Origin of the sequence: Hydrogenophaga sp. (assembly GCF_011772445.1) — a bacterium.
GTDB lineage: Bacteria > Pseudomonadota > Gammaproteobacteria > Burkholderiales > Burkholderiaceae_C > Hydrogenophaga.
In genome coordinates this window covers 69,095-84,147 of sequence record NZ_WVZN01000044.1, presented here as the reverse complement: position 1 = coordinate 84,147, position 15,053 = coordinate 69,095, and the positions used below count along the sequence as shown (strand labels likewise).

General features: G+C 70.7%; 12 protein-coding genes. All 12 read right to left on the bottom strand.

The window, feature by feature from the left end; all coding sequences use genetic code 11:
• Positions 1-231: 231 nt before the first annotated feature.
• The 12 genes from ftsA to ftsL are packed head-to-tail and all read right to left on the bottom strand — an operon-like array spanning position 232 to position 15,013.
• Positions 232-1,461 (bottom strand): cell division protein FtsA, encoded by a 1,230-nt coding sequence (gene ftsA / locus GTO19_RS17530; RefSeq protein ID WP_291020349.1) that lies wholly within the window; start codon positions 1,459-1,461, stop codon positions 232-234.
• Positions 1,462-1,474: 13 nt separating this feature from the next.
• Positions 1,475-2,272, bottom strand: a complete 798-nt coding sequence (locus GTO19_RS17525; RefSeq protein ID WP_291020347.1) for a cell division protein FtsQ/DivIB — start codon at positions 2,270-2,272, stop codon at positions 1,475-1,477.
• A 10-nt stretch (positions 2,273-2,282) separates the two neighbouring features.
• Positions 2,283-3,221 carry a D-alanine--D-alanine ligase gene (locus GTO19_RS17520; protein ID WP_291020345.1) on the bottom strand — a complete coding sequence of 313 codons (939 nt, stop codon included), beginning with the start codon at positions 3,219-3,221 and terminating at the stop codon, positions 2,283-2,285.
• Positions 3,218-4,618, bottom strand: coding sequence for a UDP-N-acetylmuramate--L-alanine ligase (gene murC / locus GTO19_RS17515; RefSeq protein ID WP_291020343.1), 1,401 nt, complete (start codon positions 4,616-4,618; stop codon positions 3,218-3,220). The genes GTO19_RS17520 and murC overlap by 4 nt, the downstream gene beginning before the upstream one ends.
• Positions 4,615-5,694 (bottom strand): undecaprenyldiphospho-muramoylpentapeptide beta-N-acetylglucosaminyltransferase, encoded by a 1,080-nt coding sequence (murG, locus tag GTO19_RS17510; RefSeq protein ID WP_291020341.1) that lies wholly within the window; start codon positions 5,692-5,694, stop codon positions 4,615-4,617. The genes murC and murG overlap by 4 nt, the downstream gene beginning before the upstream one ends.
• On the bottom strand, positions 5,691-7,013 hold the full coding sequence (ftsW, locus tag GTO19_RS17505; protein WP_291020339.1) for a putative lipid II flippase FtsW: 1,323 nt from the start codon (positions 7,011-7,013) through the stop codon (positions 5,691-5,693). The genes murG and ftsW overlap by 4 nt, the downstream gene beginning before the upstream one ends.
• Positions 7,010-8,872, bottom strand: coding sequence for a UDP-N-acetylmuramoyl-L-alanine--D-glutamate ligase (gene murD, locus GTO19_RS17500; RefSeq protein WP_291020337.1), 1,863 nt, complete (start codon positions 8,870-8,872; stop codon positions 7,010-7,012). Before murD ends, ftsW begins: the two co-directional genes overlap by 4 nt.
• Positions 8,869-10,047, bottom strand: a complete 1,179-nt coding sequence (gene mraY / locus GTO19_RS17495) for a phospho-N-acetylmuramoyl-pentapeptide-transferase (protein WP_291020335.1) — start codon at positions 10,045-10,047, stop codon at positions 8,869-8,871. The genes murD and mraY overlap by 4 nt, the downstream gene beginning before the upstream one ends.
• Positions 10,037-11,464: a UDP-N-acetylmuramoyl-tripeptide--D-alanyl-D-alanine ligase gene (murF, locus tag GTO19_RS17490; RefSeq protein ID WP_291020333.1), complete on the bottom strand. Its 1,428-nt coding sequence runs from the start codon at positions 11,462-11,464 to the stop codon at positions 10,037-10,039. The genes mraY and murF overlap by 11 nt, the downstream gene beginning before the upstream one ends.
• Positions 11,461-12,969: a UDP-N-acetylmuramoyl-L-alanyl-D-glutamate--2,6-diaminopimelate ligase gene (locus GTO19_RS17485; protein WP_291020331.1), complete on the bottom strand. Its 1,509-nt coding sequence runs from the start codon at positions 12,967-12,969 to the stop codon at positions 11,461-11,463. Before GTO19_RS17485 ends, murF begins: the two co-directional genes overlap by 4 nt.
• On the bottom strand, positions 12,969-14,705 hold the full coding sequence (locus GTO19_RS17480) for a penicillin-binding protein 2 (RefSeq protein WP_291020329.1): 1,737 nt from the start codon (positions 14,703-14,705) through the stop codon (positions 12,969-12,971). Before GTO19_RS17480 ends, GTO19_RS17485 begins: the two co-directional genes overlap by 1 nt.
• Positions 14,702-15,013 (bottom strand): cell division protein FtsL, encoded by a 312-nt coding sequence (gene ftsL / locus GTO19_RS17475; protein ID WP_291020327.1) that lies wholly within the window; start codon positions 15,011-15,013, stop codon positions 14,702-14,704. The genes GTO19_RS17480 and ftsL overlap by 4 nt, the downstream gene beginning before the upstream one ends.
• Positions 15,014-15,053 lie beyond the last annotated feature (40 nt).

Below are 15,053 nucleotides of genomic sequence, written 5' to 3'. Positions count from 1 at the left end.
GGTGCTCCTTTGCAGTTGCCAGTTTTGTCTGATGCCTTGAATGCGAAAACGGAAATCGGGAAAACGGTTCGGGTCATCCGGGAGGCCCGGTGTGTTCGTCACACCGTCCTCGTCGTCGGCGCCTTCGCACGCCCGGGTCGAGCCCAGAGGCACCGAGGAACCGGCTTTGCCGGGCCTCGGGTGCCGCCCCCTTGAGGGGGTCACGCGCAGCGTGGCAGGGGTGTTTCATGTCTAGAACGTTCCCATGAACCAGTTCTTGACGCGCTCGAAGGTGCCCGACACCGAGCCCGCCTTCTGCGCCACCTTGTGGCCGCGCACGCGCGCCAGGCGCGCTTCCTCGAGCAGGCCCATCACGGTGGCGGCGCGCGTCTGCGCCACCATGTCCGACAGCGCGCTGTGGTAGTTGGGCACGCCGCGCCTCACAGGCTTGAGGAAGATGTCCTCTCCAAGTTCCACCATGCCGGGCATGACGGCGCTGCCGCCGGTGAGCACGATGCCGCTGGAGAGCATTTCCTCGTGGCCGCTGTCGCGCAGCACCTGCTGCACGAGCGAGAAGATTTCTTCCACGCGCGGCTCGATCACGCCGGCCAGGGCCTGCTTGCCCAGCAGGCGCGGGCCGCGGTCGCCCAGGCCGGGCACCTCCACCTGCGTATCGGGGTCGGCCAGCAACTGCTTGGCGCAGCCGCTTTCCACCTTGATGTCCTCGGCGTCCTTGGTGGGCGTGCGCAGCGCCATCGCGATGTCGCTGGTGATGAGATCGCCTGCGATAGGAATCACCGCCGTGTGGCGGATCGCGCCGCCCGAGAAGATGGCCACGTCGGTGGTGCCGGCGCCGATGTCCACCAGCGCCACGCCGAGTTCCTTCTCGTCGTCGGTGAGGATGGCCTGGCTGCTGGCCAGGGGGTTGAGCATGAGCTGGTCGACCTCCAGCCCGCAGCGGCGCACGCACTTGATGATGTTCTCGGCCGCGCTCTGCGCACCGGTGACGATGTGCACCTTGGCCTCCAGGCGGATGCCGCTCATGCCGATCGGCTCCTTCACCTCCTGGCCATCGATCACGAACTCCTGGGGCTCCACCAGCAGCAGGCGCTGGTCGGTGGAGATGTTGATGGCCTTGGCGGTCTCGATCACGCGCGCCACGTCGGTGGCGCTCACCTCGCGGTCCTTGATGGCCACCATGCCGCTGCTGTTGATGCCGCGAATGTGGCTGCCGGTGATGCCGGTGTAGACGCGCGCGATGCGGCAGTCGGCCATCAGCTCGGCCTCTTTCAGGGCCTGCTGGATGCTCTGCACGGTCGCGTCGATGTTGACCACCACGCCGCGCTTCAAGCCATGGCTCGCGGCCACACCCAGTCCGGCGAGCTTGAGCGTGCCACCGGGCTGCACCTCGGCCACCACCACCATGATCTTGGCGGTGCCGATGTCGAGTCCGACGACGAGGTCCTTGTATTCCTTGGGCATGATGGTGTGGGCGTTACCGGTTCGAAGGTGTATTGGGTGTGGCTTGGTCGTTGGTGGTCGTCACGCCGCGCACGCGCAGGGCGTAGCCATTGGGGTAGCGCAGGTCCACGGTCTGCAGCGCACCCGCGTAGCGTTCGGTGATCTGCGGCAGCGTGCCGACGAAGCGCTGGACGCGGGCCTGCAGTTCCTCGGGCGTGCCGCGGCCGAGTTCAATGACCGCGCCGCTGTGCAGGCGCGCGCGCCAGCCGCCGCGCTCGCCGAGTTGCAGGCGGTCCAGGCCGAGCTCGAGCCGCGCGAACTGCGCCTGCAGCGCCTGATGCAGCGCCAGCACCTCGGCCGCGCGGCCGTCGGGGCCGGCCAGTTCGGGCAGCCCGTCCACGTCGTCGGGGCTGGCCTCGAACACCTCGCCGTGCGAGTTCACGAGTTCGCCGGAGCCTTGCTCGCCCCACCAGGCCACGGCGTCGTGCTCCTGCAGGGTCACACGCAGGCGGTTGGGAAACTCGCGCTGCACCACCGCGCGGCGCACCCAGGGCACTTGCTCGAACATCTGGCGCACCTGCTCCAGGTCCACGGTGAGGAAGCTCGACGACAGGCGCGCGCGCATCTGCGTGGCGAGCTGGGCGCGCAGGCCCACGGCGTTCTGGTGCGCCACGTCGCCGTGCACGCTGATGCCCTTGACCGTCCAGGCCGGGTGGCGCACGGCCCAGGTGCCCAGTGCACCGAGCGCGAGCAGCGCGAACACGCCCAGCAGAAGCTGGGTGGCCAGGGCCATCAGCTTCACGTCCAGGGGCATGTCGGTCGTCGGGGGCATATCGAACGGTTCAGGCGTTGTCCAGGCTGGCGGTGGCCAGCAGTTGCACGCACAGGTCCTCGTAGGAGATGCCGGCCGCGCGAGCCGACATCGGCACCAGCGAGTGGCCCGTCATGCCGGGCGAGGTGTTGATTTCCAGCAGCCAGGGCTTGCGCGTGGCGGCATCGATCATCACGTCGGCGCGCGCCCAGCCACGGCAGTCCAGGGTGCGGAAGGCCTTGAGCACCAGCGCCTGGATCGCGGCCTCCTCGCCGTCGGGCAGGCCGCAGGGCACGAGGTATTGCGTGTCGTCGGTGAAGTACTTGTTCTGGTAGTCGTAGTTGCCTTCGGGAGCCACGATGCGGATCACCGGCAGGGCGCGGGCCGACTCGCCCGTGCCCAGCACCGGGCAGGTGACCTCGTCACCGGCGATGAACTGCTCGCACATGACCATCGGGTCCTGCTTGGCGGCCAGGGCGTAGGCGGCCTCGCACTGGTCGGCACGGATCACCTTGGTGAGGCCGATGGTGGAGCCTTCGCGCACGGGCTTGACGATCATGGGCGAGCCCAGGGCCTCGAAGGCGGCGCGCGTGTCGGCGGCGCTGCGCACCTGGCGCCAGGCCGGCGTGGCCAGTCCCTCGGCCAGCCAGATGCGCTTGGTCATGAGCTTGTCCATGGCCACCGCGGACGCCATCACGCCCGGGCCGGTGTAGGGAATGCCCAGCAGCTCCAGCGCGCCCTGCACCGTGCCGTCCTCACCGAAGCGGCCGTGCAGCGCGATGAAGCAGCGCGCGAAACCCTCGCGCTTGAGTTCGCCCATCTCGCGCTCGGCCGGATCGAAGGCGTGCGCGTCCACGCCCTTCGATTGCAGGGCCTTGAGCACGCCGGTGCCCGACATGAGCGAGACCTCCCGCTCCGCGGACCGCCCGCCCATCAGCACGGCCACTTTGCCGAAATCCATCGTCGTCATTTCGCCAACTCCATGATTCGTCCCGCCACCGCGCCGACCGTGCCCGCGCCCATGCACAGCACCACGTCGCCGCCGCGCGCGTTGTCCAGAACGGCCTGCGGCATGTCGGCCACGTCGTCCACGAACACCGGCTCCAGCTTGCCGGCCACGCGCAGCGCGCGCGCCAGCGATCGGCCGTCGGCCGCGACGATGGGTGCCTCGCCGGCCGCGTAGACCTCGGCCAGCAGCACGGCGTCGGCCTGGCCGATGACCTTCACGAAGTCCTCGAAGCAGTCGCGTGTGCGGGTGTAGCGGTGCGGCTGGAAGGCCAGCACCAGGCGGCGGCCGGGGAAAGCGCCGCGTGCGGCGGCGATGGTGGCGGCCATCTCCACCGGGTGGTGGCCGTAGTCGTCGACGATGGTGGCGTGGCCGCCGCCGGGCAGCGCGGCCTCGCCGTAGCGCTGGAAGCGCCGGCCCACGCCTTTGAAGCCCGCGAGCGCCTTGAGCACGGCGGCGTCGGGCACGCCCAGCTCCACCGCGATGCCGATGGCCGCGAGCGCGTTGAGCACGTTGTGCTGGCCGGGCAGGTTGAGCACCACGTCCAGGTCGGGCAGGGCCACGCCGTTGCGGCGCTGCACGGTGAAGTGCATCTGACCGCCGACGGCGCGCACGTCGATGGCGCGCACCTGCGCGTCGTCGCTGGCGATGCCGTAGCTGGTGATGGGGCGCGCGATCTGCGGCAGGATCTCGCGGATCGCGGGGTCGTCCACGCAGACCACGGCCGCGCCGTAGAACGGCATCTTGTGCAGGAACTCCACGAAGGCGCCCTTGAGGCGGCCGAAGTCGTGGCCATAGGTGTCCATGTGGTCGGCGTCGATGTTGGTGACGACCGAGATCACCGGCAGCAGGTTGAGGAAGGAGGCATCGGACTCGTCGGCCTCGACCACGATGTACTCGCCGCTGCCCAGGGCCGCGTTGGCGCCCGCGCTGTTGAGCCGCCCGCCGATCACGAAGGTCGGGTCCAGGTCGGCCTCGGCCAGCACGCTGGCCACCAGGCTGGTCGTCGTCGTCTTGCCGTGCGTGCCGGCGATGGCCACGCCCTTCTTCATGCGCATCAGTTCGGCCAGCATCACCGCGCGCGGCACCACGGGCACCAGCTTGGCGTGCGCGGCCACCACCTCGGGGTTGTCGGCCTTCACCGCCGTGGAAGTGACGATGGCGTCGGCGCCTTCGATGTGCTTCGCTTCGTGCCCGATGCACACCTTGGCGCCCAGCGATTCGAGGCGGCGCGTGGTGGCGCTTTCGCCCAGGTCGCTGCCGGAGATGGTGTAGCCCAGGTTGAGCAGCACCTCGGCGATGCCGCTCATGCCGGCGCCGCCGATGCCGACGAAGTGGATGTGACGGATGGCGTGCTTCATTGCACTCTGACCTTTGCTAGTTCGATGCAGGCGCCCACCACGGCCTCGGTGGCGCCTGTCCTGGCCACGGCGCGCGCCTTCTCGGCCATGGCCTGCAGCTGCGCGCGGTCAATGCCCTGCAAGAGCACGGCGAGCTTGTCGGGCGTGAGCCCGGCCTGCGATTCCAGCCAGGCCGCGCCCGCGTCCACCAGGAAGCGCGCGTTGTGCGTCTGGTGGTCGTCCACCGCGGCCGGGAACGGCACCAGCAGCGAGGCCGCGCCCACGGCGGCGAGTTCGGTCACGGTGCTGGCGCCCGCGCGGCCGATCACCAGGTCGGCCTCGGCGTAGGCGCTGGCGGTGTCGTCGATGAACGGGGTGAGTTCGGCATGCACGCCGGCCTGGGCGTAGTTGGCGCGCAGTTCCTCGATCTGCTTCTCACCGCTCTGGTGCAGCACCCGTGGGCGCTGTGCCTCGGGGATCAGGGCCAGCGCCTGCGGCACGATGCGGTTGAGCGCCTGCGCGCCCAGGCTGCCGCCCACCACCAGCAGGCGCAGCGGCCCCGTGCGGCCGGCGAAACGCTCGGCCGGCGCGGGCTGGTTCAGGAAGGCCGCGCGCATCGGGTTGCCCACCCACTCGGCCTTGGACAGCGCGTCCGGGAAGGCGTTGAAGCGGCGGTCCGCCACCTCGGCCAGCACCTTGTTCGCCAGGCCGGCCACCGAGTTCTGCTCGTGCAGCACCAGGGGCTTGCCCAGCAGAACGCCCATCATGCCGCCCGGAAAGGTGATGTAGCCGCCCAGTCCGACCAGCACGTCGGGCTTCACGCGGCGCACCACCTGAATGCTTTGCCAGAAGGCGCGCAGCAGGTTCAGCGGCAGCAGCAGTTTGGTGACGAGGCCCTTGCCGCGCAGGCCGCCGAAATCAATGGCTTCGAGCGGGAAGCCGCGCGGCGGCACGAGCCGGCTTTCCATGCTGCCCGGTGCGCCCAGCCAGTGCACGCGCCAGCCGCGCGCGCGCAGCGCCTCGGCCACGGCGAGCCCGGGGAAGATGTGGCCGCCGGTGCCGCCGGCCATGACGAGGGCGCAGGGTTCCCTTGTCATGATCGACCGCCTTTCATCATCTGGCGGTTTTCGAAGTCCACGCGCAGCACGATGGCCAGCGCAATCAGGTTCAACAGGATCGCCGAGCCGCCGTAGCTCATGAAGGGCAGCGTGAGGCCCTTGGTGGGCAAGGCGCCGAGGTTCACGCCGATGTTGATGAAGGCCTGGAAGCCCATCCACAAACCCACGCCCTGCGCCACCAGGCCGGAGAAGACCTGGTCGAGCGCGATGGCCTGGCGGCCGATGTGCATGATGCGCCGCGTCATCCACAGGAACAGCGAGATCAGCACCAGCACGCCCAAGAGGCCGAACTCCTCGCCGATGACGGCGAGCAGGAAGTCGGTGTGCGCCTCGGGCAGCCAGTTGAGCTTTTCCACGCTGCCGCCCAGGCCCACGCCGAAGATCTCGCCGCGGCCGAAGGCGATGAGCGCGTGCGACAGCTGGTAGCCCTTGCCCAGCGCGTGCTCGGCACTCCAGGGGTCGAGGTAGGCGAAGATGCGCTCGCGCCGCCAGTCGCTGGCCATGATCATCATGGCAAAGGCACCCACCACCACCAGCGCGATGAGGAAGAACATGCGCGCGTTGACGCCGCCCAGGAACAGGATGCCCATGGCGATGACCACGATCACCATGAAGGCGCCCATGTCGGGCTGGGCCAGCAGCAGCATGCCCACCACCAGCAGCGCCACGGCCATGGGCCACACGGCCTGCCAGAAGTTCTGCTTGATCTCCATCTTGCGGACCATGTAGCTGGCCGCGTAAAGCAGCACCGCGAGCTTGCCGAGTTCGGACGGCTGGAAGTTCATGACGCCCAGCGAGATCCAGCGGTGCGCGCCGTTGACGCCCTTGCCGATGCCCAGCACCGCCACCATGAGCAGCAGCGCCAGCGCGAACAGCCAGGGCGCGAGCTGCTCCCAGCGCCGCATGGGCACCTGGAAAGCCAGCAGCGCGGCGACGAAGGCGATGGCCATGGACAGGCCATGGCGCAGCACGAAGTGCGTGTGCGCGTAGTTCTCGAAGCGCGGGTTGTCGGGCAGCGCGATGGAGGCCGAATAGACCATCACCAGGCCCCAGGCCATGAGCGCGAACACCACCCACAGCAGCGGTTGGTCGAAGCCGGTGACGTGCACGGATGCGCCGCGCTGGCGGCCGTAGCTGCGGCTGGACAGGCGCACGGGGATGCCATCGCCGCCCGCGCCCGCCAGCGCACCGGCGGCCCAGGCGGGCAGCAGGCCCTGCAGCCACCCGCGCAGGCGGGTGCCCAGGCGAGCCATCAGACCGGGGCCCTGGGCGGGCTTGGCTGCCTTGCGCTGGCTCACAGGCCGCCCTCCAGGCTCATGCCACGCGCCTCGGCGAGTTCGCGCACGGCGGCGACGAAGACCTCGGCGCGCTGCACGTAGTTGCGGAACTGGTCCAGGCTGGCGCAGGCGGGCGACATCAGCACCGCGTCGCCCGACTGCGCGAGTTCCGCGGCCAGCGGCACGGCGGCCCTGAGCTCGCCCGCGTCGTGCATCGGCACACCGGCGCCGCGCAGCGCGTCCTCGACGGCGGCACGCAGCAGCGGCGCGTCGCGGCCGATGAAGACCACCGCGCGCGCGTATCGGGCCAGCGGCGCGGCCAGTGGCGTGAAGTCCTGGCCCTTGCCGTCGCCGCCGAGGATCACCACGAGGCGGCGCTCGGCGCCCAGGCCGTTGACGGCCGCCAGCGTGGCGCCGACATTGGTGCCCTTGCTGTCGTCGAAGTACTCGACACCGTCCACGATGGCCACGGGCTCGACTCGATGCGGCTCGCCGCGGTACTCGCGCAGGCCGTGCAGCATGGGCGCCAGCGGCGCGCCGGTGGAGGTGGCCAGCGCCAGTGCGGCCAGCGCGTTGGCGGCGTTGTGGCGGCCACGGATGCGCAGGGCCTCGGCGGGCATGAGGCGCTGGAAGTAGATCTCTTCGTCTTCCTGAGCACGGCCTTTCGCGCGCGTCTCGTCCAGCGCCAGTGCGCGCACCAGCCAGGTCATGCCGTTGACGGTTTCCAGGCCCCAGTCGCCCGCGCGGGTGGGCGCGTCCAGGCCGAAGGTGCACCACGCGCGCGCCGGCACCTGGCGGTTGCGGTTGCCGATCTTGACCGTGACGAGGCCGGGCTTCATGGCCATCACGCGTTCGTCGTCGCGGTTGAGCACCATGAGCGCATTGGCGCCGAACACGGCGGCCTTGGCCTGGGTGTAGGCGCCCATGTCACCGTGCCAGTCGAGGTGGTCCTCGCTGAGGTTGAGCAGCGTGGACGCGGTGGGCACGCCGGCCCAGGCGCCCTGCGCGGTGCCGTCGAGCTGGAAGCTGGACAGTTCGAGCACCCACGCGCGCGGCAGGTGCGGCGGCTGGGGCGGCTCGGGCGGCGGCGGTGCGATGAGCGTGGGGCCTTCGTCGTCGGGTGCGGCGGGGGCGGGTTCGTCGACGGCCTCGCCAGACGGCTCGCTCGCACCCGCCTCGATGGCCTCACCCGCCTGCGCGGACTCGCCGGGCGCGTCGTCGAACAGGGGACCGGTTTCGGGTTCGCGTTCGGCAGGCGGCGCCGCCACGGCGGCTGTCGCCTGCTCGGCCTGCGCTTGGGCGGCGGCTTTCGCCTCGGCCTCGGCCGCTTCCGCGGCTTCGCGTTCGTCGTCCGCTGCCTGCGCCACCGCCTCCGCATGCAGCGCGGCGGCCAGCACGTCCAGCAGGGCCGGGCCGATGTTGCCCGCCACCGCCACGGACCAGCCCGCGCGGTCGAGCAACTGGCCCGCGAGCGAGGTGACGGTGGTCTTGCCGTTGGTGCCGGTGACGGCCAGCACCTGGGGCCGGTAGGGGAAGCGCTCGCGTTGCGCCAGGGCCTGCAGGGCCTGGGCGAACAGGTCGAGCTCGGTCAGCACCGGCACGCCGCGCTCGCGCGCGAAGGCGAACACGCCCTGCAGCTCGGCCGGCGTCAGGCCGGGGCTGCGCGCGATCAGCGCCCAGGGCTCGCGGGCCAGCAGGGCGTCGTCGAAGGCGCCGCCAATGAACACCGCGTCGGGGCACTCGCCCTGCAGGGCCACCAGTTGCGGCGGCGCCTCGCGCGTGTCGGCCACGGTCACGCGCGCGCCTTCGCGCGCGCACCAGCGCGCCATCGACAGGCCGGAGGCGCCGAGACCGAGGATGAGGACGGGCTGGTCTTTCATCGCAGCTTCAGGGTGGACAGCCCGACGAGGCACAACAGCATGGTGATGATCCAGAAGCGCACCACCACCTGCGTCTCCTTCCAGCCCTTCTTCTCGAAGTGGTGGTGCAGCGGCGCCATCTGGAACAGGCGCCGGCCTTCGCCGAAGCGCTTCTTGGTGTACTTGAAGTAGGTCACCTGCAGCATCACCGACAGCGCCTCGACCACGAAGATGCCGCCCACCACGGCGAGCAGGATCTCCTGGCGGATCAGGACGGCGATGGTGCCGAGCGCGCCGCCGAGCGCGAGCGAGCCCACGTCGCCCATGAAGACCTGCGCCGGGTGCGTGTTGAACCACAGGAAGGCCAGGCCCGCACCGGCCATGGCGGCGCAGAAGATGAGCAGTTCGCCCGCGCCGGGGATGTGCGGCAGCAGCAGGTAGCGCGCGAACACCGCGTTGCCGGTGACGTAGGCGAAGATGCCCAGCGCCGAGCCCACCATCACCACCGGCATGATGGCCAGGCCGTCCAGGCCATCGGTGAGGTTGACCGCATTGCTCGCGCCCACGATCACGAGGTAGGTGAGGATGACGAAGCCGGCCACGCCCAGCGGGTAACTCACTTCCTTGAAGAAGGGCACGATGAAACCGGATTGCGGCGGCAGGTCCAGCGTGAAGCCGGAGCTCACCCAGTCGATGAAGAGCTCGAGCACGCGCGCGTTGCTGGTCTCGGACACCGCGAACACCAGGTAGAACGCCGCGACCAGGCCGATCAGCGACTGCCAGAAGTACTTCTCGCGCGAGCGCATGCCCTCGGGGTTCTTGTGCACCACCTTGCGCCAGTCGTCCGCCCAGCCGACGGCGCCGAAACCCAGGGTGACGATGAGCACGATCCAGACGAAGCGGTTGCTCCAGTTGAACCACAGCAGCGTGGACAGCGCGATGGCGAAGAGGATCAGCACGCCACCCATGGTGGGCGTGCCGCCCTTGCTCAGGTGCGTCTGCATGGCGTACTCGCGGATCGGCTGGCCGATCTTGAGCGCGGCCAGGCGGCGGATGAACCAGGGGCCGGCGACCAGGCCGAGCACCAGCGCCGTCATCGCGGCCATGACGGCGCGGAAGGTGAGGTACTGGAACACGCGCAGGAAGCCCAGGTCGGGCGAGAGACCTTGCAGCCAGAGGGCGATGCTAGGCAGCATGGGAGGAATCCTTGTCGTTGACGGCCTGCGTCGGGTCGAGCGCGCGCACCGCCCGCACCACGCGCTCCATGCGCATGAAGCGCGAGCCCTTGACCAGCACGCTGGCCACCACGCCGGTGGCGACTTCGGCGGCCACGTCGGTGGCCAGCGCGTCCACCTCGGGCACACAGCGCGGCGCCGGCTCGCTGGCCGAGCGCATGGCCTCGGCGGCTTCGCACATGGCCGTGCCGCTCACGCGCACTTCGTCGATGCCGCGCGCGTAGGCGTGGCGCAGCACCTCGAGGTGGAAGGCCAGGCCCTGGTCGCCGACCTCGCCCATGTCGCCCAGCACCAGCAGGTGCGGCGCGGGCAGCGTGGCAAGCACGTCGATGGCGGCGCGCACGGAGTCGGGGTTGGCGTTGTAGGTGTCGTCGATCAGCGTGACCACGCGGGCGTCGACCCGCACCGTGATGGCGCGCGAGCGACCGCCCACGGGCTCGAAGTCGTTCAGCCCTTGCACGATGGCGGCGAGCGGCACGCCGGCGGCCACCGCGCAGGCCACGGCGGCGAGCGCGTTGCGCACGTTGTGGCGGCCGGCGATGCGCAGTTGCGCCTGACCTTCGCCCAGGGGCGAGGCGAAGTGCAGCGCCCAGGCGTTGTCCTGCCACTCGGCGGCGAGCGCACGCACGGCGGCATCGGGGTCGTTGTCGCTGAAGGTGATGGTCCGGCGCGCGCCGGCCAGCGCCTGCCAGATGCGCGTGTGCACGTCGTCGCTGGGGAACACGGCCACGCCGTCGGCGTCCAGCTCGGCGATGACCGTGCCGTTTTCGCGCGCCACGGCTTCCACCGAACTCATGAACTCCTGGTGTTCGCGCTGGGCGTTGTTCACCAAGGCCACGGTGGGGGCGGCAATGGCGGCGAGCTGGGCGATCTCGCCCGGGTGGTTCATGCCCAGCTCCACCACCGAGCAACGGTGCGAGGCGTTCAGGCGCAGCAGGGTGAGCGGGACGCCGATGTCGTTGTTGAAGTTGCCCTGCGTGGCGTGCGCGGCCTCGCCCGCGTGGGCCCGCAGGATGCTGGCGACCATCTGCGTGACCGTGGTCTTGCCGTTGCTGCCGGTCACGGCGATCAGCGGCAGCGCGAACTGCGCGCGCCAGGCCTGTGCGAGCTGCAGCAGGCCGGCGCGGGTGTCGGGCACCTCGACGCCGGGCAGACCGGCCTCGGCCAGCCCGCGCTGCGCGAGCGCGGCCACCGCACCGGTGGCGGCTGCCTGCGGCAGGAAGTCGTGCGCGTCGAAACGCTCGCCCTTCAGCGCGACGAACAGGTCGCCCGCGCGCAGGCTGCGGGTGTCGGAGTGCACCCGCTGGATGGGCGAGGCGATGCGGCCGACGGCGCGCGCGCCGGGCAGCGTGGGCAGGAGTTCGGCCAAGGTCTTCATGCGGTTTCCTTGCGCAGGGCGAGCGCGCGGCGCGCGTGTTCGATGTCGGAGAACGGCGACCGCACGCCGCGAACCTCCTGGTAGTCCTCGTGCCCCTTGCCGGCGACCAGCACCACGTCGGCGGGCGCGGCCTCGCGCACGGCCAGAACGATGGCCTCGGCGCGGTCCACGACGGTGCGCGCGGCGTCGGCGCGGCTCAGGCCGCGCGCCATCTGCGACAGGATGTCCACCGGATCCTCGCCGCGCGGGTTGTCGCTGGTGAGCACCGCGTGGCGGGCCTCGCGCTCGGCCACGGCGGCCATCAGCGGGCGCTTGCCCGGGTCGCGGTCGCCGCCGCAGCCGATGAGCACCCACAGCGCGCCACCGCGTCGCGCAGCCAGGGGCTGCAGCGCCTGGAGGGCCTTCTCCAGAGCGTCGGGCGTGTGCGCGTAGTCCACCAGCACCAGCGGCGCGCCGGGCGTGTCGGCCTGCGCCTGCTGCATGCGGCCGGGCACGGGCGTGAGTGCAGCGCAGGCCTGCACGGCAACCGCGAAGGGCACGCCCAGCGCGCGCGCCGCGGCCAGCACGCCCAGCAGGTTGTGCACGTTGTAGCGGCCCACCAGCGGCAGGTTCAGCGCCTGGCGCTGGCGTTCCTGGCCGCGTTCGTCGCGTTCGATCAGTTCGAAGGCCAGGCCCGCGGGGGTGGTGGTGAGGCCGCGCGCCTCGAGCCGCGCCTCGCGGTCGATGGCGAGGGACCACAGGTCGAGCCCGCGGCCCTGCAGGCGGGCAAGCAGGCCGGCGCCGTGCGCATCGTCGGCATTGACCACCGCAGCCTTGAGGCCGGGCCAGTCGAACAGGCGCTGCTTGGCGGCCCAGTAGGCGTCCATGCTGCCGTGGTAGTCGAGGTGGTCCTGCGTGAAGTTGGTGAACACGGCCACCGCCACGCGCGTGCCGTTCAGCCGGCCTTCCTCCAGGCCGATCGACGAGGCCTCGATGGCGCAGGCGCGCAGGCCCTGTTCAACGAAAGCGCGCAGCCCGTGCTGCAACATCACCGGGTCGGGCGTGGTCAGGCCGGTGACCTGCAGATCGCCGCCCGGGCGGCCCATGCCCAGCGTGCCCACCACCGCCGCCGGGCGGTTGCAGGCCGCCAGCAACTGCGCCGCCCACCAGGCACTGGAGGTCTTGCCGTTGGTGCCGGTGATGGCGATCACGTCGAGCGCGCCGCTGGGCTCGTGGCACCAGGCGCTGGCGATGGGGCCGGCCTGGGCCTTGAGGCCGGGCACGGCCAGTACGCGCGGGTCGTGGCGGAAGTCGTAGGCCTCCAGGCCTTCGCGCTCGACCACGGCCGCACTGGCGCCGGTGCGAAGCGCATCGACCACGAAGCGGCGTCCGTCGGTGGCCGCGCCGGGCCAGGCCACGAAGCCGTCGCCCTCGCGCACGCGGCGGCTGTCGCACACCAGCGCGCCGGTGACGCTGGCGCGCAGCCACTGCGCCACGGCTTCGGGGTGGACGAGCGTCTGCACCATCAAAACGCCTCCTCCACCGGATCGGTGGTGACGATCTGCGGCTTGACGTTCATGTCGGGCTGCACGCCGAGGATGCGCAGCGTTTCCTGCACGGTTTCGCTGAACACGGGCGCGGCGACCACGCCGCCGTAGAACTTGCCGTCGGTGGGCTCGTCGATCATCACCGCGACGATGATGCGCGGCTGCTCGATGGGCGCCATGCCGACGAAGAAGCCGCGGTACTTGCCTTCGGCGTAGCCGTTGCCCTCCTGCTTGCGCGCGGTGCCGGTCTTGCCGCCCACCGAATAGCCCATGGTCTGCGCACGCGTGGCGCTGCCACCGGGCTGCGCAGCCAGCGCCAGCATGTCGCGCACCGCGCGCGCGTTGCGCTCGCTGAACACGCGCACGCCCTGCGCGGGCACGTCGCTCTTGAGCAGGGTCAGCGGAATGAGCTCGCCGTCGCGCGCGAAGACGGTGTACGCCTGCGCGAGTTGATACAGGGAGGTGGACAGGCCATAACCGTAGCTCATGGTGGCCTGCTCGATGGGGCGCCAGCTCTTGTAGGTCCGCAACCGGCCCGCCACGGCGCCGGGGAAAGGCACCTGCGGCTTCTGCCCGAAGCCGACCTGCGCGTACATCTCCCACATCTCGCGCGGGCTCATCTGCATGGCCATCTTGACCGTGCCGACGTTGCTGGACTTCTGGATCACCTCGGCCACCGTCAGCACCTCGTGCGGGTGCGTGTCGCGGATGGTGGAGCCGCCGATGGTGATGCGCCCCGGGGCCGTGGCAATGGACGTGTTCGGGCGCACCAGACCCTTGTCGAGCGCGAGCGCTGCGATGAAGGGCTTCATCGTCGAGCCGGGCTCGAAGGTGTCGGTGAGCACGCGGTTGCGCAGTTGCTCGCCGCTGAGGTTGCGCCGCAGGTTGGGGTCGTAGCTGGGGTAGTTGGCCAGGGCCAGCACCTCGCCGGTGATGGTGTCGATCACGATCACGCTGCCGGCCCTGGCCTTGTGCAACAGCACGGCCTGGCGCAGCTTCTGCCAGGCAAAGTACTGCACCTTGCTGTCGAGCGACAGGGCGAGATCCGGACCGTCCACAGGTGGCACCACGTCCTGCACGTCCTCGACCACGCGGCCCAGGCGGTCCTTGATGACGCGGCGCGAGCCGGCCTTGCCGGCCAGCTGCTGGTTGAAGGCGAGCTCCACGCCTTCCTGACCGCGGTCTTCCACGTTGGTGAAGCCGACCACGTGCGCCGTGGCCTCGCCCTCGGGGTAGCGGCGCTTGTACTCGCGGCGCTGGTAGATGCCCTTGATGTCGAGGGCGGCGATCTTCTGCGCGATCGGCTCGTCCACCTGGCGCTTCACCCAGACGAAGGTCTTGTCGTTGTCGGCCAGGCGCTTGCGCAGATCGGCCAGCGGCATGTCGAGCAGCTTCGCCAGCTCGCGCATCTTCGGGTGGTTCTTCTCCACGTCCTCGGGGATGGCCCAGATGCTCTGCGCCACCACGCTGGAGGCGAGGATCAGGCCATTGCGGTCGAGCACGCGGCCGCGGTTGGCGGGCAGTTCGAGGTTGCGCGCGAAGCGCACCTCGCCCTGGCGTTTGAAGAAGTCGTTGCCGATGACCTGCACGTAGGCGGCGCGCCCCGCCAGCCCCGCAAAGGCCAGCGCCAGGCCGGCCACGATGAACTTGCTGCGCCACACCGGTGTCTTGCTGGCCAGCAGCGGGCTGGAGGCGTAGTTGATGCTGCGGCTCATCGCGCGCCCTCCCCCTCGGCCCGCGGCGCGGCTGCCGGCGCGGTGGCGCGACCGCTCACGTACTGCGTGATGCCGGGTGTGACCTGGCGCATCTGCAAGTGCCGCGTGGCGAGCTGCTGCACCCGGGCCGGCGCGGCCTGCGCGCGGCGCTGCACCGCCAGTTGCTCGTGGTCGGCATCGAGCTGCTTGGCCTGGCTCTGTGCGCGGTAGAGCGCGGAGTAGAGGCGGCGCGACTCGTACTGGGTGTGCACCAGGTAGAAGGCGCTGGCCAGCACCGCCAGCAGCAGCACGAGGTTGAGCCTGATCATGACAAGGCCCCCGCGCTTGCCACTGCGTGTGCTGCGCTGC